The following is a 24,601-nucleotide window of genomic DNA, read 5'->3' as shown; positions in this document are numbered from 1 at the left end:
GCTTGCGTTATTTCTATGAACTGATTACCAGCCTGTCGAAACCGCGAGATAAAGCGAGCGCCGGCCACCGGGAAAATAGCGGTCGCCGGAAAAATTGCTGAAGTCGGCGCGCTCCGCGTAGGCTTCGTCGGTCAGATTTAACGCCCTGACGGCCAGTTCCCAGCCCTCCTGCCATTCCCAGCGTGCGCGCAGATTAAGCAGCTCGTGACCGGGATAACTGTGACGATTTTCCGGATCGGTGTAATAGCGCCCCTGGTGCACCCATTCCAACTCCCAGCTGAGCGCTGCTTCCGGTTGCCACAGTAATCGGCTGCTGCCGAAATGCCGGGGCGCCGAGTCGACCAGATTGTTCTGTATTGAGTCACCGCCCAGCAGGCGTTCATCGCGGTAGCGGTGTTCGGCGTAGCTCGCGGATATTTGCACGCGCCAGTCGCTGGCCAGTGTGTAGTCGAGTTCGAGTTCCAGTCCGCTGTGCGCCGTCTCACCGTTCGACTGGTTGAAGTAATCTGCATCGCGGAAAATTACATTGTCCTTGCCCATGGCGTAGGCCACCAGCTCATAGCTTATGTGGTCCTCCTCGCCTCTGACTCCCAGCTCCAGGCTGCGGATCTCCTCCGCATCCAGCTCTGCCACTGTCTGCTCCCGCTGCAGGCGGTACAATTCCGTTGCCTGGGGCACGCGAAATCCCTGGGCCAGGTTTGCAAACAGCTGTAAACCGGGATTCAGCCGGTAAACCGCACCGAAACTCGGTGACAGACTGCGAAAATCGTCCGACTGATCTGCCGGCCGATTAAAACGGCAGCCGCCAAATCCGCAGGCAGTGCCATCGGCTCTCGTGCGGCCGGCGAGCATTTGGTTGTCATAGTCATAGCCCATGTATTCGTAGCGCAGGCCGGCCTGCAGGGTCAGTCTGTCTGCAGCCTGCCAGCTGGCGTGAACGAAGGGGGCCAGCATCGTCGCATCCACGCGATAATCGTAGTGGCTGCCAACGGGAATGGTTTCGCGAAGAAACTCCGAGCCCGACGTGGCGGCGTCCTGAAATTCACGCAGATAGCCGCGGCTGTACTCCGCATCCACACCCGCACTGAATCGCGCCGCCCGCGCCAGTTCGGCATGGTAGATGGTGCGCAGTCCAACGCCCCGCTGGCCGTTCTCCTCCAGTGCCTGCCCCGGCAGGTAGTGTTGCCGGAATACCATGTCGGTTGTGCGCAGGTACGGTGTAACCCGCAGCTGCCCGCCGCCGACAGCGCCGAAATCCAGTTCGGAAGACAAGCGCAACGCGCGCGCGTCGCGGAAGGCCTCGGGATTCGGGTTGCTGCGGCTCAGTTGCCGATCCTTGTAGGCGCTCTCGCCTTCGATATAGCCCGCCGTTTCCTGATTCAGGTTGGTTGCCGCCAGACGGGTGCGCACTGCGACAGCACCGACCGCAGCCTCGTGCACGAGACTGAGCTTTTGCTGGGCATAGCCGGAATCAGCCCTGTAGCCACCGTCGTGACTCAAGGACAGATCAGCGCGTACGCCGCTGTCGGCGCGCTTGCCGGAATCGACGGAGACTGTCGTGCGGACAAACTGGTTCGGCCCGGCCTCCACGCCGATAGAGCCACCGGACTCCTCGGCCACGCTCGCACCGATGATATTGACCACGCCGTGCATCGCATTGGAACCATACAGGCTGCCCGCAGGCCCGCGCACAACCTCGATGCGCCGGGCCTGCTCGGAATGGGACTCGAAAAGCTCATTGACGTTGCAGAAACCCGCCGCCCGCAGCGGGATACCGTCTTCCATGACCAGCAAACTGCCGCACGCCCCGGCCCCGGTCAGCACCGGTGAGCGCAGTGATGGCAAATATTCCTGCCCTTCTCCGCGAGCGAAATTCGCCCCGGGAATACGCACCAGGCTCTGCTGAATATGGTTGTGGCCGACCATTTGCAGCGACTCGCCGTCGAGCGAGGAGAGACTGCCGGCGTGATCCGCGAGAGGTTGTTCCAAGCGGCTGGCGGTAACCACCAGCGTTTCGAGACGCGTCTGCTCGGCACTGGCCGAGCCGCAAATTACAAACAGTGGGATCAGTGCGAAGCGCATTCCCTTGCCCTCTTTATTGAACTTCGATAGCGCACATTGTACGGGAATATGAGCCCAATAGCGGGAGGAGCGGCCCGCTCTACGTGATCTGATACCGCACGCGATGCTCTAACGTGCCGCAAGGGACAAGAAGGCCCAGCCGGGTTGTATTCGCAGGCTCTCGACAATTCCGCTAGCACCGTGACCGATTACCCCAAACGGGGCATCAACCGAACTTTACAGCTCCTGTAAGTTTGGCGTACGCTGATGTGAACTTTGAAAACAGCGGAACTTACCGCCCGACTGCGGCCAGTCAGCTCGCCCGCTGGGCCCGGCAATCTTGGTAACACTGAAGCCAGACTATGAGTAAAAATCCCCCCATCGATCGCAATCTGCCGAAAATTGAACTCAATCAAGTTAAGGACTTAGTAAAAGATCTCTATGGCCTGGACGGCGATTACCGGGCGCTCAATAGCGAACGAGACCTCACGTGGCTCATCAGCAATGAGTCTGGCCCACTGGGGGTGGTTAAGATCTCCAATGCCCTGGAACCTGAAGGGGTCGTTGACCTGCAGGTCAAAGCGGTGGAACACATCCTGGAGCAGGACCCGGAACTCAAGGTCCCGCCGATTATCCCGACCAAGAACGGCAAACCCTATGAGTGGGTAACCTCCTACTTCAGCGGTGCTCGTCACATGATTCGCATGATCAGCTTCATGGAAGGCCGCACCGTTGAAGATACCCCCGAGGCCTACTGCGACGAATATTATTTCAATGTCGGGACAATGCTGGGCCGTGTGGACAACGCGCTGCAAAGTTTTTTCCACCCCTATGCCGGTAGCAACGAACACCTGTGGGATATCGGTCGCTGCCTGCAGTTGCGCGCCATGCTGCCCGACCTGCCCGCCGGCGAGCTGCGCGATCTGCTGACCAGCATCATCGATGAAGCCGAACAAAGCACGCTCGGCCGCCTGAAGAAAACCCGCTGCCAGATCGTGCATCAGGATGGCCACGACGGCAATGTGATGGTGCGCCACGACGACCATACCCGGGTGGCGGCCCTGCTCGACTTTGGCGACATGGGCCACAACAGCATTCTCACGGAAATTGTCGTTGCTGCCGAAGCCTACGGTGACGATGAGCAAGACCCGATCCGCCCGCTGATCAAAGTGGCCCAGGGTTACGACACCACCAACCCCCTTACCGAACAGGAAGTGGATCTGCTGTTCGACACCCTGCGCCTGCGCCTGGCGGTGGCCTCGATCATCTGCAACTACCGCGCCCTGCACGACGCGGAAGACGAGATGCACGTGGCGGACCGCAACTACTCGCGCATGCTGCTGAAACTGGTGGAGATGGGCCGCGAAACCGTCACCCGTCGACTACGCGAGGCTCTGCGCTTCCCGGTCTACAGCCCCATCGATACCGATGGCCCTGTGTTTGCCGACCACCAGGATGAGCTGGAGGAACGTCGGGAAAAATATCTCGGTAAGATCTGGCACTTCTACGACCGCCCCCTGAACATCACCCGCGCGCAAGGCGGCTGGATGTATACCGCCGACGGCACCGCTTACCTCGATGCCTACAACAACGTGCCGCAAATGGGCCACAGCCATCCGCACATCGTTAAGGCCATTGCCCGCCAGGCCAAGGCGCTGAACACCAACACGCGCTACATGTGCGATATCGTCGCGGACTACGCCGAACGCCTGACCAAAGACCTGCCCGATCACCTGGATACCTGCATCTTCGTGAATTCCGGTTCCGAAGCCAATGACCTGGCAGTACAGATCGCCCAGTCGCTGAGTGGCAACCAGGGTGGATTGGTCATTGAAAACGCCTACCACGGCTGTACCGAACTCACGACCAGGTACTCACCCGAATCCTGGCAGCACCTGCCTGCGGAGCAGCACCCGGAGCAGATCGAGCGCCTGATCGAGCCCGACACCTACAACGGTCCTTATGCCGGCGATCCTGAAGCCGCCGCCAAGTACGCCGCCGACGCCGACCGCGCGATTGCCGCACTGGCCGAGCGCGGCTACAAGCCGGCCAGCTTTATGGTCGACACCGCCATGTGCGCACACGGGCTGATCACTCCACCCGGTGAGTATTTCAACCTGGTAGCAGAGAAGACCCGCACTGCCGGCGGATTCGTGATCGCCGACGAAGTACAACCCGGGCTCGGCCGCATGGGTACCTTCTGGGGCTTTATGGCCACAGGCATGAAAGCCGAGAACGTGGACTTCATCACCATGGGCAAACCCGTGGCGAATGGCCATCCGCTGGGGGTGATCATTTTATCCAGCAAGATCATGAAAGACTTCCTCGGCGGCACCTACCCGTTACTGTTCAGTACTTTCGGCGGCAACACTGTCGCCTGTGCTGCCGGTATGGCAGTTCTCGACGTGATTGAGCGGGAAAACCTGCTGCAGAAGTCGAATGAAATCGGCGACTACTTCCGCGCCGAGCTGCGCCGCCTGGCCGGCCATCACCCGCTGATCGGCGATGTACGCGGACGCGGCATGCTCGTTGGTCTGGAGTTTGTCACCGATCGCGGGGCGCGCACGCCGGCGGTAGAAGAAACCGAACAGGTCATCCGCGAGATGCTGAATCGCAGAGTAATGATCGGCAAAGGCGCGCCCGGTATTCTCAAGCTGCGCCCGTCGTTGGCCTGGGATAAAGAGGAAGTAGACTTCTTCATCCGTGTACTGGATGAGAGTCTGACGGCAATACGGTAACAAGACAGGCGAATCGCGGCTTTTTTCCGGCGATAGCGAGGATGTAATCGGCACTCTGCGTCAATTCTGTCGTTTATCGCCGGCTTTCGAAATACGAAGGCAGTAGTTGCTGTCAGGCCGCGGCGCCAGACTGGCGGCATGGCTGGAGGAATTTTCCGTGCAACCGGAAATGACACAACCTAATCCGGGAGAGGTTAACTTAACCCCACAGAGTATCTAAAAGTACAGACAATAATTTTGCACCGTTCGCTTGTGCTGTTGGTTTGCCAGCACCGATAAAACATCGGTATTTGCCCACTTCCAGCATAATTTACACAAGCCCTTTTCGGGGGATATAAAAAAATGACAAACAATAAAAAAGACAGTCTACCTAAGACACTCGGCATGCGGGATCTTGTACTGTTCACCGTATCGGCCATCGTGTTACTGGAGACACTTGGTTCGGCAGCCTCCATGGGGCCATCCGCCATTTTCTTCTGGGTGTTTTTCGGAATTACCTTCCTGGTCCCTATCGCCCTGATCACCGCCGAGGTGGGCACCGCCCTGCCGGAAGAAGGGGGGATCTATGTATGGATACGTCGAGTGTTTGGCAACCGCTGGGCAGCGAGAGCTGTCTGGGCTTACTGGGTGAATACTGCCATCTGGCTGCCGTCCCTTTATGTCATGCTCAACGCCTTTGTCGCGCGCCTGTTTAATATCGAACTGAGTATCGGCCAACAGATAACGATCGGCCTCACGCTTTGCTGGCTGACGGTTTTACTGGATGTCATTGGCCTTAAAATCGGCAAGTGGGTACCGAATGTCGGGGCCATCCTTAAGATGGTGTTGTTCACCATATTGATTTTTGGCGGTCTGCAATATGGGATGAATCACGAGCTCGCCAACGAGTTCACGCTGGAACAGATGAAGCCTTCCTGGGACGAGGGGCTCAAATATCTGCCGGTAGTGATGTACGGCATGCTCGGTTTCGAATTGGTATCCGGCGCCGGTGGCGAAATTCGTAATCCCCAGCGCAATATACCCCGCGCGGTGTTCCTGTCCGCCTTCTGCGTATTGTTTATGTATATTCTTGCCACCGCCGGCATCCTGGTTGTCATTCCGGCCGGCGAGGTGGATATCGTTGAGGGCCTGATCGATACCCTCACGCTGTTCCTGGCCGATATTCCCGGTGGCGAAACGATTGTTATGGCCCTGGGCCTCGCAGCGATCTTCACCTTTTTCTCCAATGGCGCCACCTGGACAATGGGCTGCAACCGCACTGCGGGCCAGGCTGGCAAAGAGGGCGAGCTACCCAGTCTGTTTGGCTGGACCCACCCCAAGCATGGCGGCCCGGTAGGCGCCGCCGTGGCGATGGGAATAGTGTGTTCCACGGCTCTCTTGCTCTACGGTCAAGTGGCTGAAAGCAGCGCGGATCTGTTCTGGTCGCTGATGTCATTCAGCGCGGTAATCTTTATGCTGCCCTATATTGGTCTGGCCCTTGCATTTTTGAAAATGCGTCGCGTTGAAACACACCTGAAGCGTCCCTTCAAGATCCCCGGTGGCCAGCCTGTGGCCTATCTGCTGACCTTTATCACCATTACCATCTTAACCTTGACCGCATTCCTGTTTTCCTACGTTCCCGGTGAGGGGCCACAGTGGTCGGTCATCATCGGCGTGGTAGTCGCTCTCGCCATTGGAGAGGTGGTTATTCTGATCAGCGAGGCCGAGAAACGCATAAAACGCGCGCGTTTGCAGCAGAATCTCGATGTAGTGGCAGAAAAATAGAACCGTCTTTTCAATCAACAGGTGCGCCAGGGACAGGCCAACCGGGACCATTTCCGCGATGCCCTATGACGCATCCGCCAGACTGAAAATGAAGCGTCGGCAGTACCGAGGTACTGTTCGAGGCTTCTAAAGTGCAAGACATGGCCACTCCTCACTGTACGAGTTTTTTACTCGCTATTTTTTAACTGCAACCGAAACGATTGCCATCGCACCACCACATCGACGACAGGCTGAGAATTGGCTCGCACTGCGGCTAGTCCCTTGATCGCCTTACGGCCTCAGAAAGGTTTTGCAACATAGTTGGAAAAAAGAGTGGAAGAATCTAGTCGGCGAATGACAGTCACGCCCCATGATCAGGGCGTGATTGTCGGCCTCCTCGGCTCACACAAAAGCGGCCGAACGGCATCTTTAAGCTTATGCGGGTAATGCTTCCTGTGCATGGTCCCTGTCAATCAGGCCTTCGGCCGTCAGTTCAGCGAAAGACTTATCCAAGGCATCGCCGAATTTATCGATGATGTCATCGATCTGTTCATCGGTAATGATCATCGGCGGACAGAAGGCCAGTGCAGAGCCACCGGTGTTGCGCAGCAACAGACCGTTATCCTGCGCATGCTTCAGTACCCTGTTGGCACCGTCGCCGCCTGCGAACTCTGCGCGGGTCTCCTTGTTCGCCACCACCTCGACGGCAGCGATCAGGCCCTTGCCGCGCACTTCACCCACCATGGGGTGATCGGCAAACTTGGCCAGTTCCGCCTGCAACTTCACACCGCGCTCGGCAGCGTTTTGATAGATTCCGTCGCGCTGGTAAATTTCCAGCGTTTTCAGGCCAACGGCACAGGCGGTGGAGTGACCGGAGTAGGTGTAACCATGGCCGAAGATACCGACCTGACCACACTGCTCCAGCATCGCTGCGTGGATATCACCACGTACCGCAACGGCCGACAGCGGGAAGTAGGCGGAAGTGAGCTGCTTGGCAGTGGTCATCAGGTCGGGCTCCGGGGCGCCCATGGTGGTACAGCCGAACACGTTACCGGTGCGACCAAACCCGGTGATCACTTCGTCAGACCAGAACCAGATACCGTATTTCTTCAGTAGCGCAGTCAGTTTTGGGTAGTAGCTTTCCGGGGCTACGATCACGCCGGAAGCGCCGGTGATGGGTTCGGCGATAAAGGCCGCAATCGTTTCCGGTCCCTCCGACAGGATCTGTGCTTCCAGGTCGGCCAGAATACGATCGACAAACTGGTCTTCGCTTTCACTACCCTGCTGCCCACGGTAGTAGTGAGGCGCATGGGTGCGCAGGATTCCCAGTGCATCAACGGGCAAACCGAAATGTTTCTGGTTGGCGGGCAAGCCGGTCAGCGAGGCTGCGGCGACGGTGATTCCGTGGTAGGAGCGCTCGCGGGCGATGATCTTGCGACGCTGAGGCTGACCGGTGGCATCAGCATAGTAGTTGATCAGCTTGACCAGCGTGTCGTTACCATCGGAGCCGGAGTTGCCGAAGAAGACACTGGCATTGTTCACCGGCATCAGTTCGTGCAGTTTTTCTGCCAGCTCGACCGCCGGGCGGTGGAACTTACCGGCGAACAGGTGGCTGAAGGAGGCCTGCTTCATCGCGCGCGCCGCGGTTTCCACCAGCTCCTCATTGCCGTAACCGAGCCCGGTACACCACAGGCCGGACAGGCCCTCGATGTACTGCTTGCCATTGCTGTCAACTACGTAGATACCTTCACCACCAACGATTTCCAACTGCTCAATGGCGTTGAGGTTGGTGGAGGGATAAATCAGATGTGAGGTCATAATCAAAATCTCAGAATTTGCCTGCCATCCGCGGATCGCAGGCGGACTTCAAGCCAGGCAGGATTACTGATCCAAGCCGCCCATACAGATGAATTTCATTTCGGTGAATTCTTCCAGGCCGTACCTGGAACCTTCCCGCCCTATCCCGCTCTGCTTCATGCCGCCGAAGGGAATGATATCTGCGGTGATCACGGTTTCGTTGACGCCCACCATGCCGAAATCGAGCGCCTCGGATACGCGCCAGGCGCGCCCCAGGTCACGGGTGTAGAAGTAAGCAGCCAGACCGTATTCGGTGTCGTTACCGCGCTGGATCGCTTCCTCTTCGGTCTTGAACTTATAGATGGCAGCCACCGGGCCAAAGATTTCCTCTTTGAACACGCGCATGGAGTCGTCCACATTGGTCAGGATCGTCGGTTCGTAGAAGTTGGGGCCCTGCTCGCCGCGCTTGCCGCCGAGCACCACCTGGCCCCCCTTGGCAATCGCGTCCTGGACTTTCTCTTCGATGCTCAGCACAGAGCGCTCGTGAATTTGCGGGCCGTGGGTATTGGATTCATCCATACAGTCACCCACCCTGTAGTCCTGCACGATTTCCTTCAGGCGGGCAACGAACCGATCGTAGATTCCTTCCTGCACGAAGATGCGCTGGGCACAGACACAAACCTGGCCGGCGTTGCGGAATTTGGACAGCGCCGCGTTTTGCGCCGCGGCTTCCAGGTCGGCGTCGTCAAATACGATAAAGGGTGCATTGCCACCCAATTCCAGGGTCAGCTTCTTGACGGTGCCGGCACACTGGGCGGCCAGCATTTTGCCTACAGCGGTGGAGCCGGTGAAGGTCAGTTTCTTCACGGTTTCGCTGGCCGTCAGCACATCGCCGATGTCGGCGGGGTTGTCGGCGACCACCACGCTTACCAGACCGGCCGGAATACCCGCGCGGCGGCCCAGCTCAATCATGGCCAAAGCAGACAGCGGCGTTTCCTCCGACGGTTTCAGCACCACACCACAGCCAGCGGCCAGGGCCGGGCAGATCTTGCGGGTAATCAGGCTGGGGAAGTTCCACGGGATCATGGCCGCCACAACGCCCACGGGCTGGCGCACGACCAGGCCGCGCCGGTCAGTCTGCGGCATGGCGATGGTATCGCCGTAATTGCGACGAGCCTCTTCCGAGAACCACTCGGCATAGGAGGCGGAGTAAGCGATTTCGCCGCGGGACTCGGCCAGGGACTTGCCTTGCTCCGCAGTCAGTATGGTAGCCAGGTCTTCCTGGTTCTCCATAATAAGGTCGTACCAGTTGCGCAGCAGTACAGCACGCTCTTTGGCCGAAGTTTTCTGCCACGCCTTCATGGCTTTGTCGGCCGCCTCAATCGCCTGCTCAGTTTCTGACGAACCAACAGTTTCAACGGTGGCCAGCAGTTTGCCGGTGGCGGGATTGAATACCTCCAGCTTACCACTGCCGCTAACCCATTCGCCGCCGACAAAGCACTGGGTTTTCAGCAGCGTGGGATCTTTCAAATTCAACGTCATTAGAGTTCACCTCCATAATTGGCCGCTTTCAGCATGGCATTCGCAAGTACCGTCGCACCGGCAGCCAGGTCTTCAGCTTTCGCATCTTCGGCCGGGTTGTGACTGATGCCGTCTTTGCAGGGCACAAAGATCATCGTCGCCGGATAGCGCTGGGCGATGTTGACACAGTCGTGACCGGCACCGGTGTACATCTCCCGCCAGGGCAAACCGGTGTCGATGGTCGCTTCGCGCACCCAGTTCACCAGGGTTTCATTGAAAGGCACATAGTCGATAGTCGTGTGCAGCTCAATATCCAGTTCAACGCGCATTTCATCGGCGATCTTCGCCAGCGAATCGCGCATTTCGATATCCATTTTTTCCAGTACGGCGGGATCGGGATTGCGCAGATCACCGGTGAAACAGACTTCTCCGGGCACCGTGTTGCGCGAGTTGGGATACACCTCGAAGTGGCCGCAGGTGGAGCGGGCGTTGTCATAGGCGCGACCGATACGATCGAATTCCAGTACCATACGGCTGACGGCCACCATGGCGTCTTTGCGGCTCGCCATCGGCGTCGGGCCGGCGTGGGCTTCCTGGCCGACGACTTTCAGGTTGTACCAGTACTGTTTCTGGGCGCAGTTCACTACACCCAGAACTTCACCATTTTCTTCCAATACCGGCCCCTGCTCGATATGGGCTTCGAAGTAGCATTTCACCGGGTAGGAGTTCACTTCCATGTCGCCCAGGTAGCCCATGTTTTGCAGCCCCTGGCGAATGGTAAGGCCATCGGACTCCTGCAGCTCCAGGGTTTCTTCCAGATCGTTCATACCCAGCCAGACCGCCGAGCCGATCATCGGCAGGAATAGCTCGCCCTCTTCGTTGGTCCACACGGCAATTTCGATAGGGTTTTCCGTCTCGATGTTGTTGTCGTTCAGCGTGCGCACCACTTCCAGGCCGGCCAGTACGCCGTAGATGCCGTCAAAGCGGCCGCCAGAGGTCTGTGTGTCCAAGTGCGAGCCGGTAATCACGGCAGCACCGTCCGGATTCTTGCCGGGACGGCGGGCAAAGATATTGCCGAACTTGTCCACGCGCACGGTACAGCCGGCTTCCTCACACCAGCGCACGAACAGATCGCGGGCCTGCTTGTTTTCCGGCGAAAACTCCAGGCGACAGACACCACCTTCCGCGGTCGCGCCGAACTGATTGATGTCTTCGATACTTTGCCAAAGGCGTTCTTGATTGACTTGTAACAGCATTTTCTTTTTCCGATATGACATTGTGGCCCGCCGGCTCACCACGGTGACCCGACCGTCGGTTCAATGAATTACAGCCTGCTGTGCTTCCGCAGCCGGGCCGGAACGCTGACCAGCGCGATAATTCACCGCCAGATCAAACGGCACACCACATAGGCCGATATCGACTTCCTCGGTCGCTTCCAGCCGCTTGGTGCGCAACAGGGTAGCGATGTCGGAAAAGCGGGGAACGATTGCGGGATCTGTAGGATCGTACTTGGGATTTTTAGCCACGACTCAACCTCATTCAAAAGCAGCGGCTTTTCGCCACACGCGGACCTAATCTCAATTTTCACAAATTGGCGATTTCTGTTATCCAGTTCTCTACCTGACCGCAATCTAAATACACAGTAGTTTCAGTGCAATATTAACTCCGGGAAACACCTTTCTATCCGGCCACGACTTCCGATATTCGAGAATGGCATCACCAGTAAGCGGTGGCACCCTACCCGGCCGTGAACCATTGTGGGCCCGGCAAGCACCCGCGAACTGAAATATGCCGCAACCCATTTCAAGGCCGCAGAAAAAGGCCTGCGTAGCCGTCGGAAAAAGCAGCGGAAGGAAATGAGAAGTAACGAGACGAGGGCGAAAACCGTCGTGTCAGTCTGTTTTTTAACTATTTGCCAGCTCGACCAGGACATCAAAGACATTCACGGTCGCGCGCCATCAATAGCGGCCGTTCGCAGATACGAGATAACCTGCCCTGTTATGAGAACGATGTACGGTGGTCGCGGAAGGCCCATACCGGTATCGGCATGTGGGCAGGAATTCCGGCCAGGTCGAAGAAACCGACAACATTTATGCCGACAAATTGATTGCCTGCACGATTTTTGTCGGGCGATTAACGCGGAAATAGTAGACGGCGATCATAAAACACAACACTTCTGTAATCGGCAGCGCCAGGAATATCCCCTTGTCACCGAGCCACAACGGCAGCGATAGCACCAAAACCACCGGGAACAGCAAGGTTCTGACAAAGGAAATGACGAACGACTCCAGCGGTCGATGCATCGCCGTTTGATAGGCAGTAGCAACCACATTAATGCCCAGAAACAGAAAGGCCGGCCAAAGAAAACCGATGAACTCCTGTGTCAATTGCACCAGCGTGTGCTCATCGGCGGCCACGAACAGCGTGATGATGGCGCGCGGAAACAGGAACAGACTCAGAATAATCAGCAAACCAATTGCCAAGGCCGAAGCAACACTCAGCTTGGCGAACTGGTAGATACGCTCGGGCTGCCGCGCCCCCAGGTTTTTGCTCAAGACCGGCCGGATGGAATCGCTGATGCCAAAGGCCGCCATCAGCCCCAGCAGCAATACGTAATTGATGATGGTAAAAGCCGTGACCCCCTGAGCGCCGATGACCGACATGATCGCCCAGTTAAATATCACCGTGGTCACCGAATAGGACGCTTCGCTGCCCAGCTCGGAAACACCGTTGATACTCGCCTTCTTGCAGTGCGGCCAGATCTGCCGGGGCCACCTGAAGGTCAAACTGCGACCGGGCGAGTATACATACACCAGCAGCGCCAGCCACATAGGCAGCGCGGCGAGCCCGGTTGCCATTGCCGCGCCGGTCATTCCCATATCGAGTCTGTCCACCAGCAGCCAGTTCAGGGCCACGTTGCTCGCAGCCGTCAAAACCATGGCTGCGGCTGCCAAGCGGGGGTGATTATCCGTCTGCAACAGCATCATGAAGGCGGGGCCCATGCAGATGAGCGGTACAAACAACAGGAATGTACTGAGATACTCACTCGCCAGAGCGGTGATGAGTGGGTGCCCCTGGATACCGAGGACAAAAAGCAACTCGGGCATGAACACCAGTGACGGCACCACGACAAGCAGGGTCAGCAGCACAATGCCTACCAACGCCGCCGCGTAAGATTCACTGGCGAGCTGCAGCTTACCCTCGCCGATATACTTCCCTGCAATCACCGAAGCCCCGGTGTCCAACATGAAAATCAGGCCATAGACCAGCAACATGATGGGACTGACAAAGTTGATTGCCGCCAGCGCTTCGGCACCCACATAGTTGCCAACGAACAAACCGTCGATAAGCGTCGCGGAAGTGGTGCACAACATCCCCATGGTGACCGGGATGCTGTAGTGAAAAAACACCTTATTGACGGGACCTGTAATGGGATCCCGGTTTTTTTCCGTAACCATTGGGTTATTCTCTTGCTGAGCGACGGGCTATCAGCACCTCTGTTTCTTCGTTATCCGGGTCATGCGCTCGCTGGTTATCGCAGAAGAATCCAGTCGCTCCCCGCCAGCTGTTGCAATAGCGTGAGATCCTGCCCGGCAACCGCCCCATCCAATAAAATGCCTAAATCTGCACCTGCCGCATATCGACTGGTTGGACTGCCAAGGTCACATTTATTCAGCACCCGTTGGTGTTTCGAACGGCTCGATTCGCTTGCAGCGGCTCCAGCTGCCGCCTGTTATCAATCCGTCAGCGCACACAATTACAGCTACCATATCTTTAGGTCAAATGCACTTGATGATCACCGGCCACAATTTGGGACAAGGGCGCCAGGAGTCATGACTGCAAGCCGGCGAAGGCTGCATCGAAAAGTCGGCACTCGGAGCCGGATTGCGGCCATGAGCCGCGATCGGCGCCCGGAAGGAAAGCGAGGGAGTGCCAGCGACGGACCAGACCGCGGCGGCCAGCCGCTAAAACCTGCGCGGCGGGCGCCCGATGACTAACAGAGGGCCCTGCCCCCTGCTCTTCTACGGCTTCCAGCAAACCGCAGCGCATGTAGTCCAAGCGCAAATCAACGCCTGAACAGGGCCGCCGTTTACGCTCGGCCACGATCAAGAGCGGGGACATTCCGCCGGTCACTGACCGCCCAAATGCGCCGCGGCCGCAGCTTCGAAATCGCCGAGCACAGCATCCAGTCTGTCGATAAGGTCGTCGCACTCGGCTTCGGTGATGGTCAGCGGAGGTGCGACCATAAACCAGTCGCCGTACTTGCCGTTGGCGGTGCGACGCGAGTAGATAATCAGGCCGTGCTGCAGACCGATGATGCGGATGTGCTCGGTGGGTGGAAAGCTGGCCGGGTAGCTTTGCTTGGTTTTGCGATCGGCGACCAGCTCGACCGCCATCAGCAGCCCCTTGCCGCGAATATCGCCGATGCAGGCGTATTTCTCGGCCAGCAGTTCCAGCTTGCCGCGCAGATAGTCACCGCGGAGTGCGGCTTTGGCGACCAATTGCTGCTCCTCCAGCACCTCCAGCACTGCGACACCGGTCGCGCAGGTTATCGGATTCGCGTTGTAGGTGTGGGAAAAGTTGAACCCTGTCAGACTCGCCAGCTCATCGACCATGCTACCGGGCATCAGTACCGCACCCAGCGGCGCATAACCGGCGGCCAGACCTTTGGCCAGGACCACCAAATCGCCCTTGGCCTTCGGCCAGTGACTGGAAGCCAGGAACTTGCCGGAACGGCCGGCACCGCACAGGATCTCATCGTAAATCAGATAGATGCCGTGCCTGTCGCAGATTTCGCGCACACGGTTGGCGTAGTCCTCACGCAACATTTGCGCACCGGTGGCCAGCCCGCCGATGGGCTCAACGACAAAGGCGAGCACGTTGTCGGCACCCAGCTGCTGAATTTTTGCCTCCAACGCATCGGCGCATTCCATGCGGTAGCTTTCGCGGCTGTGGCCTTCGGGCACACGGTACTGGAAAGGCGCCGGGATGCGCTCGGACTTCATGGCGAAGCCTTCGATAAACGGGTCCAGAGCCTCGTCCCCGGTGATGGCCAGGGTGGCGATGGTCCCGCCATGATAGGACGGCGACAGCGTAATAATCTTGCGCTTCTGCAATTGCCCTCTGGCTACCACATATTGACGCAGGAACTTCAGCGCGATTTCCATTGCCTCGGAACCGCCGGAGGCCAATGCAACACGCTGGTAGCCGCCACCGGCTAGCTCAGCGATTTTTCTGGTCACATCGATATTTGGCTGGTGGCGGGAAACCCTTGAATAGGCGAAATCCATCGTCACTGCCTGATCGTACATGGCCCTGGCCACTTTCTCGTTGCCGTGGCCGATATTGCTCACCACCGGACCGGAGGACACGTCGATATAACGATTACCCTGATCGTCTACCATCCAGATACCTTCGGTCTTGACGATCAAAGGCAGGGGTACGATGTTGCTCTTTGAGTAAAAGAGATCCTGCGGACCACCCAAGTTAATTTCGCTCATGCTGGCTTACCTCACAAAAATTCAACAACCAGAGCCGTCAGCCTGGCCGGTGCCGACGTATTTACAAAATTACCAACGCTCGCCCAGACCCGGACCTGAGCGCAAAAATGAAAGTCAGGGCGTAAAGTTCGGCGCGTTGACCGTCAGGTGGTTGCCGCCATCGATACCCAATAACTCACCGGTAATCGGTGCACGAGTGGTCAGCAGGAAGTGCGCGGTCTCAGCCACCTCTTCCGCTTCGGTCATGCGCCCCAACGGCGTCATTTCGTTGATGTGCTTCTGGAAACGCTTGTAGGTCGCATCATCCATGCTGCCTTTGACCCAGCGTGTATTCACAAAACCCGGGCACAGCGCATTGACGCGAATCTCCGGTGCCAGCGCGCGCGCCAGGGCCAGTGTCATATTGTTTATCGCGGCCTTGGACGCGGCGTAGGCGATCGAGCTGCCAAGCCCACTGAAGCCCGCCTGAGAGGAAATATTCAGCACCGAACCACAATCGGATTTTTTCAGAGCCGGCACACAGGCGCGGGTCATCTGATAGGTGCCGACGACATTGACGCCCATGACTCGCTGGAAGTCGTCCGCCTCGAGGCCGTCCAATTCAGCAGCGGGGCAGAACCTGGTAACACCGGCATTGTTGACCAACCCATCGATACGACCCCATTTGGCCTCGGCCTCTGTCGCCAACTTGCGACAGTCGGCATCCACGGCAATATCCGCCTGTACCAGCAGCACCTCGGCGCCCTTGCCCTGCAACTCTTCGGCGGTATGCCGAGCCGCTTCGCTAGAGCGTGTGTAGTTGACGACCAGGTTCCAGCCGCTCTCGGCCAGCTTGTGCGCAATGGCGCAACCGACTCCGGTGCCTGACCCAGTCACGATAGCAACGGGGCGAAGATGATTCATGCCGCCTCCCCTTCCAATACATTTCAAAAAGGAGCCGGAAATCCCGCCCCTAGCCAGACGAGCGTTAAATGCGCCCCTTCTTGCGCGCGATGTTTTCTGCGGCCAGACAGGTGATTTCAAAAATCAGATTGGCTGCGTTCAATTGGGTCATCCCGGTTGGGTCGCGGTGCGGCATCACTTCACATACATCGCCACCGATGACATCCAGCTGGCGGATATTGCGAAGGATCATCTGCATATCGCGCATCATGATGCCGCCGGGCTCTGGTGCGCCGGTGCCAGGGCAGCAGATTGGATCCAGGCCGTCCACGTCAATGGTGATGTAGCAGGGATTGTTGCCGATCGCCTGCTTGATCCGATCGATCACCGCGGCGCGCCCCATCTCTTCATACTCGTCCATGGTGATGACGTTGTAGCCGAGGTCGTATGAGCCCTGAATATCGTCCTCAGCAAAGCGAGTGCCGCGAAGGCCGACCTGGATACTCTTGCTCGGGTCGATCAGTCCTTCCTCTACGGCGCGGCGGAAAGGCGTGGCGTTACAGATTTTTTCATCACCGAGCGTGTCCAGGGTGTCCGCGTGGGCGTCGATGTGCAGCACGGAAATGCCGCCGTCGATGTAGCCACCCTTTTTCATGCCACGCAGGATCGGCAGGGGTATGGTGTGGTCGCCGCCGGCACAGATGGGCGCAATGTCCTTGCCGGTAAACTCGGCGACGAACTTCTCGATATCCTCCAGCGCCTGAGACTGGATCATCATATTCATTTCCGGATCGCCGATGTCGGCGATGTTGGCCAGCTTGTACGGATTGATCGCGGTGGTCGGGTTTACCTTGCGGATGTAGCGGGATGCCTCGCGAATGGCGGCCGGCCCCATGCGGACACCGTTACGGGCACCCAGACCCAGATCAAACGGGCAGCCCCACAAGCCGATTTCCAGCTCATCGTACTGCTCCGGGCCGGCCAGTACGTTGCGCATCATGGTGGCCACTTGCGATTCGCGGCTAAAACGCGACGAATCGATGGGCTGGTTAAACTCTGACATCAGCTCATCCTCAACTAATTCTTGAATATTGATAATGCTATAAACGTGCAATAGACTGCAGATATGGCCAGTAAAGATATAGATTTAGCTATTGCAGACAATCCTTATCCCTCTTTCTGCGGACACAACTTCCATTTATTGAGAGTATGGAATGACCAATAGTGACAAGCCCTTCAGCCGCATGCTGCGGATTATGGATGTGGTTTCCGCCCACCCGTCCGGCGCCACCATGGCGGAAATGGTGGAACAGCTGGATATCCCCATCTCTTCGATATACAGACTCGTAAAAAATCTGGTGGATGAGGAATACCTGCAGGGCGGCGGTCGCCACGGGCGCTATCGTTTGGGGCGCCGCTTCCTGCGCCAGTACCACAGCTCAGTTGCCACCAGGAATCTGGTCGAACTGGTCAGGCCCACGCTGCGCCACCTGTGTGATCAGTTTGATGAAGTGGTCTATTTCAACTCGCTGACGGGTTTGACGATCCGTCCCGTCTGCGCCGAGTTTCCCCACTCGGAAAAGGCGCGCACCGTTATCATGCCCGGCGATTTTTTCCCGGTGCACGCCTCTGCGTCGGGCAAAGTTCTTTGCGCCTACCAGGAACCAGCCGTACAAAAGGAAATGCTCGGTTCCAATGAGCTGGAGCAATTTCGTCCCAATACTATTACCGACAGAAAGGCGCTAGAGGAAGAATTCGACAAGGTTAAAAAACAGGGCTACGCGCTGATCGACGATGAACTCGATGAGAATGTGTTCGCCATGAGCGTACCGATTCACTCCGACAACGCCGGCGTCATCTACAGCCTTGCCGTGGTATGCGTTAAAGAGCGTTTGCTATCCCGCATGAAAATCCCGGAGGTCGCGCGCCTGTTGCGCCAGGGTGCCAATGAAATCAGTCAGACACTGACGAGCAATCCGTTGAGTTATCGTTTCGAATGAGTTTCTGCGCTATATTCTCGCAGCGGACACAACGGACTGGTTGACGCATAACCGGTTAACCGAGGGAAAGCACCGGTTAAAATGCGACAGGAAAATTCATCAGTTAGTTTTTCTAAATGTTAATAGCAAAAAAACTAACCGACTTGACGAACCCCTCAGATAGAACCTGTGGGATTTAGTCACGAAACAACCACGATATCGTTGCGAAAGCAGGCGAAATCAAAAGCTATAAATTCCCGGGAGGATAAAATCGATGAACGAAATATTGCAAGCAACGCTGGACAGGTATCAGGTCACTCAAAAGACCCGGGAATTTATTGAGACCGGCCACCAGAAGATGTTTGTAAACGGCGAGTTTATAGATGCAGAGGACGGCGCTGTTTCAACGGTTGAGGATCCCTCCACCGGCGCGCCGGTAATTACCGTCCCTTCGGCGACAACCGCTGATGTTGACCGCGCCGTGGACGCGGCCAAGCTTGCTTTCCGCGGCGGCCCCTGGGCAGAGATGAAACCCATTGAGCGCCAGCACCTGCTGATGAAGCTGGCTGACGCCATGGAAGAACACGCCCAGACACTGGCCGAACTGGAATCTATCGATGCCGGCAAAGCCATCAGCGGCTGTATGCCCGTGGATATTCAGGGATCCATCGATTTCCTGCGCTATATGGCTGGTTGGGCGACCAAGATTGAAGGCAATACCCGCGACATCTCCTGGCCCGGGGACAGCTTCGGCTTTACGCTGAAAGAGCCCGTCGGCGTTGTCGGCGCTATTGTGCCTTGGAACTGGCCGCTAAATATGTCCATGTGGAAGCTTGCCGCACCATTGACCGTCGGCTGTACCGTGGTGCTGAAGCCGGCCGAAATCACACCGATGAGCATGCTCTACCTGATGAAGATCTGGAAGGAGGCGGGGCTGCCGGACGGTGTGGTGAATATCGTCACCGGCAAGGGTTCCGTCATCGGCAATCATCTGGCGGGCCACCCCGGTATCAACAAAATCAGCTTCACCGGTTCTACACCGGTGGGCAAGCTCGTCGGCAAGGCCGCACTGGAAAACATGACGCACCTGACCCTGGAGCTGGGCGGCAAATCACCGATGGTGGCATTTGAAGATGCCAATATTGACGACATCGTCGCCGGCACCCAGCAATCGGTATTCTTCAATTCCGGCCAGGTATGCTCGGCTGGTTCCCGTCTCTATGTCCATAAGGATATTTACGAGGACACCCTGAACGCCCTGACGGCGGCCCTGCAACAAACGGTAATCGGCGACCCGCTGGATCCGGCCACCACCCAGGGGCCACAGATTTCCAAAGGCCAGCTGGATTCCGTTCTGAATTACATCCAGATAGGTCAGGACGAAGGCGCCCGCCTGGTTTACGGCGGCAAGCCGGTGGATCGCGAAGGCTACTTCGTGCAGCCGACGCTGTTTGCCGACTGCACCAACACCATGCGTATCGTACAGGAAGAAATCTTCGGTCCGGTGCTGGTGGTGATACCGTTCGAGACCGAAGAGGAAGCGATTCGCCTGGCCAACGACAACATCTATGGCCTGGCAGGCTCGGTATTCACCCAGGATCTGAGCCGCGCCATGCGAGTGGTCAGGGCGCTGGAAAGCGGGTCAATATCCGTCAACACCCACGACGCCATCGATGTGGCCCTGCCCTTCGGCGGCTACAAACAGTCGGGTGTCGGCAAGGATATGGGCAAGGAGCAGCTGGAACACTTCCTCGAAACCAAATCGGTGATTATGCAACTCTAAACCCGCAGCGATCCGGACAGTGCCGGGAAACCGGGCCTGTCCACCGGGCTCGAGATTGACGCACGCCCTGCCCACCCGAAATGGTCAGGGCCACAGTTGTGGCTTGGGTCCGTTGCCATAACGGAAAACGCCGGCATTTGCCGGCGTTTTGTTTTTGCGTTGGTTACAGCGCTTCCGCTGTTTCCGCTTCTCGTCGAGCGTCTCCGGGTTCGCTGGTAATAGTCGCGGTGGCAGCCGCTCTTTTGCCTCCAAACAGCTTCTGTACTACGACAAAGAACAGCGGAATAAAGAAAATCCCCAGCAGCGTTCCCACCAGCATGCCGCCGAGCACCCCGGTACCGATGGCCCGCTGGGCCCCGGAGCCGGCGCCGGAGGCAATCGCCAGCGGCAGCACGCCGAGACCGAATGCCAGCGACGTCATCAGGATCGGGCGCAGCCGGTCGCGCACGGCGCGCATGGTGGCCTCGATCAGCTCCATGCCGCTCTCCAGATTCTGCTTGGCGAACTCGACAATCAGAATCGCGTTTTTACTGGTCAGCCCCACGGTGGTCAGCATGGCCACCTGGAAGTAAATATCCCGCTCCATGCCGCGCATGGTGTTCGCCAGTACCGCACCGAGAATCCCCAGCGGCGCCATCAGCAGTACCGCGGTCGGTACCGTCCAGCTCTCGTAGAGTGCCGCCAGGCACAGGAACACAATCAGCAGTGACAGCGTATACAGCAGTGGCGTCTGTGCACCGGCGGCGCGCTCCTGATAGGACAGGCCGCTCCACTCCATGCCGATTCCGGCCGGCAGCTGTGCCACCAGGTTTTCCACTTCCGCCATGGCTTCGCCTGAGCTGACGCCCGCCGCCGCTTCGCCGTTGACCTGCATCGCCGGCACGCCGTTGTAGCGCTCCAGGCGCGGCGAGCCGTACTCCCAACCGAAGCTGGCGAAGGAAGACAGCGGCACCATTTCGCCCTTGCTGTTGCGCACCGACCAGCGCTGGAAGTCCTCCGGCACCATGCGGAAAGGTGCATCGGACTGCATGTACACACGCTTGACGCGGCCGCGATCGATAAAGTCATCGATATAGGAACCGCCCCAGGCCGCGCTCAGGGTCGCATTGATATCGGCAATGGACAGTCCCAGTGCGGCCGCCTTGGCGGTGTCGATGTTCACGCGGAACTGCGGTGTGTCCTCCTGGCCGTTGGGGCGCACGTTAGCCAGCAACTTGCTCTGCCCGGCCATGCCGAGAAACTGGTTGCGGGCCGCGGTCAACGCTTCGTGACCGAGGTTGGCATTGTCCTTCAGGTAGAAGTTGAAACCACCCGAGGTACCCAGCTCCGGCAGTGCCGGCGGCGAGAAGGCATAGGCGATCGCATCCTTGATCCGCATCAGTGCCCCCATGCCGCGCATCGCCACGGGACCGGCGCCCTCGGATGCCTCTTCGCGTTCGTCCCAGTCTTTCAGCTTGATAAACGCGATGCCGTTGTTCTGGCCGCTACCGGCAAAACTGAAGCCCTGTACCGAGAACACCGACTCCACGGTATCCGGTTCGTTGTTCAGGAAATGGTCCTCGACCTTGTAGATCGATTCCATCGTGCGCTCCTGGGTTGCACCTACCGGAGCCTGAATCATCGAGAACAATACGCCCTGGTCTTCCTGCGGCAGGAAGGAACTGGGCAGGCGCACAAACAGCACCGCCATCACCAGCGACAGGCCGACGAAGATCGCCATAAAGCGGCCACCGCGTGCGAGAATGCCGCGCACGCCGCCCTGGTACTTGTTGCTGCCGCGCTCGAAATTGCGGTTGAACCAGCCGAAGAAACCCTTCTGGCCGTGATGCTCGCCTTTCTTCAGCGGCTTCAGAACCGTCGCGCACAGCGCCGGAGTCAGCACAATCGCCACCAGTACCGACAGCGCCATCGCGGCGACAATCGTGGCGGAGAATTGCCGGTAGATCACCCCGGTAGCACCACTCATAAACGCCATCGGCACGAATACCGCCGACAACACCACACCGATACCGACCAGCGCGCCGGTAATCTGCTTCATGGATTTCTTCGTGGCTTCCTTCGGCGATAGTCCCTCTTCGCTCATGACCCGCTCGACGTTCTCCACCACGACGATGGCGTCATCCACCAGCAGGCCGATCGCGAGCACCATCGCAAACATCGTCAGCATATTGATGGAGAAACCGAGTGCGGCCAGCACGCCGAAGGTACCGAGCAGCACCACCGGCACGGCAATCGTGGGGATCAGCGTGGCGCGGAAGTTCTGCAGGAACAGGTACATCACCAGGAATACCAGGATCACCGCCTCGACCAGGGTCTGAATCACCCCCTTGATCGAAACCTCGACAAACGGTGTGGTATCGAAGGGTACAACCGCCTTCAGGCCCGGCGGGAAAAAGGCTTCCAGCTCCTTCAGCCTCGCCTTTACCGCGGCCGCGGTTTCCAGCGCGTTGGCACCGGTGGCCAGGCTGATGGCGATACCGGTGGCCGGCTGGCGATTGTAGCGGGAAATAAATTCGTAGTTCTCCGCACCGAGCTCGACACGGGCGATGTCACCGAGACGCAGCACCGAACCGTCCTCGTTGGCGCGGATGACGATATCGCGGAACTGCTCCGGCGTCTGCAGGCGCTCCTGGGATGTGATGGCCGCGTTCAACTGCTGACCCGGCACCGCCGGCGCCCCGCCGAGACTGCCCACCGCCACCTGCGCGTTTTGCGCGCGCACAGCCGCAGTCACGTCGCCGGGCGTCAGCTTGTAGGTTTCCAGCTTGTTCGGATCGAGCCAGATACGCATCGCGTATTTGGAGCCGAACACCTGCAGACTGCCGACACCGGGCACGCGGCTGATCGGGTCCACCAGGCTCGAGTTGATGTAGTCGGCAATGTCGTTGCGGCTCATGCTGCCGTCTTCAGACACGAAGCCGGCCACCATCAGGAAGCCACTGCGGGACTTACTGACATTCACGCCCTGTCGCTGCACCTCCTGCGGCAGCAGCGGCATCGCCAGTTGCAGCTTGTTCTGCACCTGTACCTGCGCGGTATCCGGATCGGTGCCGTTTTCGAAAGTCAGCGAAATGGATGCGCCGCCGTTCGACTGGCTGGTGGCGGACATGTACAGCAGGCCGTCCAGGCCTTTCATGCTCTGCTCGATGATCTGCGTCACCGAGTCCTCGACCACTTTCGCGGATGCGCCCGGATAGTTTGCGGAAATGTTCACCGAGGGCGGTGCAATATTCGGGTAACGCTCCACCGCCAGCTGGGTGATCGCCAGGCCGCCACCGAGCATGGTGATGATCGCCAATACCCAGGCGAAAATCGGGCGATTGATAAAGAAACTTGCCATTGCCGGACTCCCTTACGACTCGTGCGCGGCAGGCGCTTTCACTTCTGCGGCTTTTTCTTTGCTGGCAGTGGTGGCCTCACCAGCCGCCGGTACCTGCTCGGCTTCTGCTTCGCTGGCCTGTACCGGCGCACCCGGGCGTATCTTCTGCAGGCCGGCAATCACGACTTTGTCGCCCGCGTGAAGTCCCTCCTCCACCAGCCACTTGCTGCCGATGGTACGGCTGACCTGCACCGAGCGCCGGGCTACAACCCCCTCATCGGTCACGACCATTGCCGAGGTATTGCCTTTGGGATCGCGCGCAATGCCCTGCTGCGGTACCAGAATCGCATTGGCACGGATGCCGCGACCGATCTCCGCACGCACATACATGCCCGGCAACAGCATATTGTCCGGGTTAGGTACGACCACGCGCAGCAGCACGCTGCCGGTGGTCGGGTCGACGCTGGCTTCGGCAAATTCCAGCTTGCCCTGATGCTCATAGGGCGTGCCGTCTTCCAGCAGAATGGTTACCGGCAGGTCGGCGGTCTGCTCGAGGGTGCCGGCATCCAGCGCCTTGCGCAGGCGCAGGATTTCGGCGGTAGATTGCGTCAGATCGACATAGATCGGATCCAGTTGCTGCACCGTGGCCAGGGCGGAAGACTGATTCGCGGTCACCAGCGCACCCTGGGTCACGGTAGATTTGCCGATACGGCCGCCGATCGGCGCGGTGATCCGAGCGTAATCCAGCTGAATCTGCGCGCGCTGCAGCGCTGCCCTGGCCGCGGCCACATCCGCCCTGGCCTGCTGCAGGCTCGCCTGGGCGCTGTCATTGTCCTGCTTGCTGACGGCGCCGGTCTTGACCAGATCCTTGGTGCGAGCGGCGTTCAGCCGCGCGATATTGGCGGCCGCCTCGGCTCGCTGCAGGCTGGCTTTGGCGCTGTCGACATCGGCCCGGTAAGTGGCGTCATCCAGCTGGTACAGCGGCTGGTTGGCATCGACCAGGCCGCCCTCACGGAACAGCTGCTGCTTGACGATACCGTTCACCTGCGGACGAACCTCCGCCACCTTGTAGGGGGCGGTGCGGCCCGGCAGTTCCCGGGTCAGGGTCACCGGTTCCGCCTTGAGCGTAACCACGGTCACCTGGGCGGCCGAGGGTTGCGGCGCCGCAGACTTCTCGCCACAGGCGGTGAGCAGTGCAGATGCGATTAGCAGACTGACGAACGCTTTCTTGTTCAGCATTACTACCTCGATAACGGCGCGCCATCCGGGCGCAGCCG

At 58.5% G+C, this 24,601-nt stretch carries 15 protein-coding genes; 4 read left to right on the top strand and 11 right to left on the bottom strand.

What is annotated here, in order from left to right:
* Nucleotides 1–24 precede the first annotated feature (24 nt).
* Nucleotides 25–2,082 (bottom strand): TonB-dependent receptor, encoded by a 2,058-nt coding sequence (locus tag BLW36_RS02305; RefSeq protein ID WP_091384731.1) that lies wholly within the window; start codon nt 2,080–2,082, stop codon nt 25–27.
* Nucleotides 2,083–2,423: 341 nt separating this feature from the next.
* Between BLW36_RS02305 and BLW36_RS02300 the strand changes: the two genes are divergently transcribed.
* Both BLW36_RS02300 and BLW36_RS02295 read left to right on the top strand, forming a co-directional pair.
* Nucleotides 2,424–4,799: an aminotransferase class III-fold pyridoxal phosphate-dependent enzyme gene (locus BLW36_RS02300; protein ID WP_091384728.1), complete on the top strand. Its 2,376-nt coding sequence runs from the start codon at nt 2,424–2,426 to the stop codon at nt 4,797–4,799.
* 342 nt (nt 4,800–5,141) lie between these two features.
* Nucleotides 5,142–6,563, top strand: a complete 1,422-nt coding sequence (locus tag BLW36_RS02295; RefSeq protein ID WP_091384726.1) for an APC family permease — start codon at nt 5,142–5,144, stop codon at nt 6,561–6,563.
* A 414-nt stretch (nt 6,564–6,977) separates the two neighbouring features.
* Here the strand turns inward: BLW36_RS02295 and BLW36_RS02290 are convergent, their stop codons facing one another.
* The 8 genes from BLW36_RS02290 to BLW36_RS02255 all read right to left on the bottom strand — a co-directional run bounded on the left by BLW36_RS02290 (nt 6,978) and on the right by BLW36_RS02255 (nt 17,306).
* Complete coding sequence (locus BLW36_RS02290) at nt 6,978–8,360, bottom strand: aminotransferase (RefSeq protein WP_091384724.1); 1,383 nt, start codon at nt 8,358–8,360, stop codon at nt 6,978–6,980.
* 63 nt (nt 8,361–8,423) lie between these two features.
* Nucleotides 8,424–9,881 carry an NAD-dependent succinate-semialdehyde dehydrogenase gene (locus BLW36_RS02285; RefSeq protein ID WP_091384722.1) on the bottom strand — a complete coding sequence of 486 codons (1,458 nt, stop codon included), beginning with the start codon at nt 9,879–9,881 and terminating at the stop codon, nt 8,424–8,426.
* A complete protein-coding gene (locus BLW36_RS02280) occupies nt 9,881–11,116 on the bottom strand; it encodes a M20 family metallo-hydrolase (protein ID WP_091384720.1) in 1,236 nt (411 codons plus the stop codon). Before BLW36_RS02280 ends, BLW36_RS02285 begins: the two co-directional genes overlap by 1 nt.
* Before the next feature lie 60 nt (nt 11,117–11,176).
* A complete protein-coding gene (locus BLW36_RS02275; RefSeq protein WP_091384718.1) occupies nt 11,177–11,386 on the bottom strand; it encodes a hypothetical protein in 210 nt (69 codons plus the stop codon).
* 564 nt (nt 11,387–11,950) lie between these two features.
* Nucleotides 11,951–13,318 carry an MATE family efflux transporter gene (locus BLW36_RS02270; protein WP_091384716.1) on the bottom strand — a complete coding sequence of 456 codons (1,368 nt, stop codon included), beginning with the start codon at nt 13,316–13,318 and terminating at the stop codon, nt 11,951–11,953.
* Between the two features lie 672 nt (nt 13,319–13,990).
* Nucleotides 13,991–15,361: an aminotransferase family protein gene (locus tag BLW36_RS02265; RefSeq protein ID WP_091384713.1), complete on the bottom strand. Its 1,371-nt coding sequence runs from the start codon at nt 15,359–15,361 to the stop codon at nt 13,991–13,993.
* A gap of 114 nt (nt 15,362–15,475) precedes the next feature.
* Entirely contained in the window at nt 15,476–16,264 is a 789-nt protein-coding gene (locus BLW36_RS02260; protein WP_091384711.1) for an SDR family NAD(P)-dependent oxidoreductase, read from the bottom strand.
* Nucleotides 16,265–16,328: 64 nt separating this feature from the next.
* The gene (locus tag BLW36_RS02255) at nt 16,329–17,306 is read right to left on the bottom strand and encodes an arginase family protein (RefSeq protein WP_091386871.1); all 978 of its coding nucleotides are present in this window, start codon (nt 17,304–17,306) and stop codon (nt 16,329–16,331) included.
* A 151-nt stretch (nt 17,307–17,457) separates the two neighbouring features.
* On the opposite strand from BLW36_RS02255, the gene BLW36_RS02250 reads away from it, so the two are divergent.
* Both BLW36_RS02250 and BLW36_RS02245 read left to right on the top strand, forming a co-directional pair.
* Complete coding sequence (locus tag BLW36_RS02250; protein ID WP_091384710.1) at nt 17,458–18,243, top strand: IclR family transcriptional regulator; 786 nt, start codon at nt 17,458–17,460, stop codon at nt 18,241–18,243.
* A 253-nt stretch (nt 18,244–18,496) separates the two neighbouring features.
* Nucleotides 18,497–20,005: an aldehyde dehydrogenase family protein gene (locus BLW36_RS02245; RefSeq protein ID WP_091384707.1), complete on the top strand. Its 1,509-nt coding sequence runs from the start codon at nt 18,497–18,499 to the stop codon at nt 20,003–20,005.
* 163 nt (nt 20,006–20,168) lie between these two features.
* Here the strand turns inward: BLW36_RS02245 and BLW36_RS02240 are convergent, their stop codons facing one another.
* Nucleotides 20,169–23,345 carry an efflux RND transporter permease subunit gene (locus tag BLW36_RS02240; RefSeq protein ID WP_091384705.1) on the bottom strand — a complete coding sequence of 1,059 codons (3,177 nt, stop codon included), beginning with the start codon at nt 23,343–23,345 and terminating at the stop codon, nt 20,169–20,171.
* A 12-nt stretch (nt 23,346–23,357) separates the two neighbouring features.
* A complete protein-coding gene (locus BLW36_RS02235; RefSeq protein WP_091384703.1) occupies nt 23,358–24,563 on the bottom strand; it encodes an efflux RND transporter periplasmic adaptor subunit in 1,206 nt (401 codons plus the stop codon).
* Between the last annotated feature and the right edge of the window lie 38 nt (nt 24,564–24,601).

The sequence above is a fragment of the Microbulbifer marinus genome (genome assembly GCF_900107725.1).
GTDB classification, from domain to species: Bacteria; Pseudomonadota; Gammaproteobacteria; order Pseudomonadales; family Cellvibrionaceae; genus Microbulbifer; species Microbulbifer marinus.
Note: the sequence above shows the minus strand (reverse complement) of the source record. Positions and strands in the feature narration are given on the sequence as shown.

Coding starts and splice junctions, on each gene's coding strand:
- BLW36_RS02270 (WP_091384716.1), bottom strand. CDS start 13,318: ATGGTTACGGAAAAAAACCGGGATCCCATTACAGGTCCCGTCAATAAG.
- BLW36_RS02305 (WP_091384731.1), bottom strand. CDS start 2,082: ATGCGCTTCGCACTGATCCCACTGTTTGTAATTTGCGGCTCGGCCAGT.
- BLW36_RS02245 (WP_091384707.1), top strand. CDS start 18,497: ATGAACGAAATATTGCAAGCAACGCTGGACAGGTATCAGGTCACTCAA.
- BLW36_RS02240 (WP_091384705.1), bottom strand. CDS start 23,345: ATGGCAAGTTTCTTTATCAATCGCCCGATTTTCGCCTGGGTATTGGCG.
- BLW36_RS02260 (WP_091384711.1), bottom strand. CDS start 16,264: ATGAATCATCTTCGCCCCGTTGCTATCGTGACTGGGTCAGGCACCGGA.
- BLW36_RS02290 (WP_091384724.1), bottom strand. CDS start 8,360: ATGACCTCACATCTGATTTATCCCTCCACCAACCTCAACGCCATTGAG.
- BLW36_RS02300 (WP_091384728.1), top strand. CDS start 2,424: ATGAGTAAAAATCCCCCCATCGATCGCAATCTGCCGAAAATTGAACTC.
- BLW36_RS02250 (WP_091384710.1), top strand. CDS start 17,458: ATGACCAATAGTGACAAGCCCTTCAGCCGCATGCTGCGGATTATGGAT.
- BLW36_RS02235 (WP_091384703.1), bottom strand. CDS start 24,563: ATGCTGAACAAGAAAGCGTTCGTCAGTCTGCTAATCGCATCTGCACTG.
- BLW36_RS02280 (WP_091384720.1), bottom strand. CDS start 11,116: ATGCTGTTACAAGTCAATCAAGAACGCCTTTGGCAAAGTATCGAAGAC.
- BLW36_RS02265 (WP_091384713.1), bottom strand. CDS start 15,361: ATGAGCGAAATTAACTTGGGTGGTCCGCAGGATCTCTTTTACTCAAAG.
- BLW36_RS02285 (WP_091384722.1), bottom strand. CDS start 9,881: ATGACGTTGAATTTGAAAGATCCCACGCTGCTGAAAACCCAGTGCTTT.
- BLW36_RS02255 (WP_091386871.1), bottom strand. CDS start 17,306: ATGTCAGAGTTTAACCAGCCCATCGATTCGTCGCGTTTTAGCCGCGAA.
- BLW36_RS02295 (WP_091384726.1), top strand. CDS start 5,142: ATGACAAACAATAAAAAAGACAGTCTACCTAAGACACTCGGCATGCGG.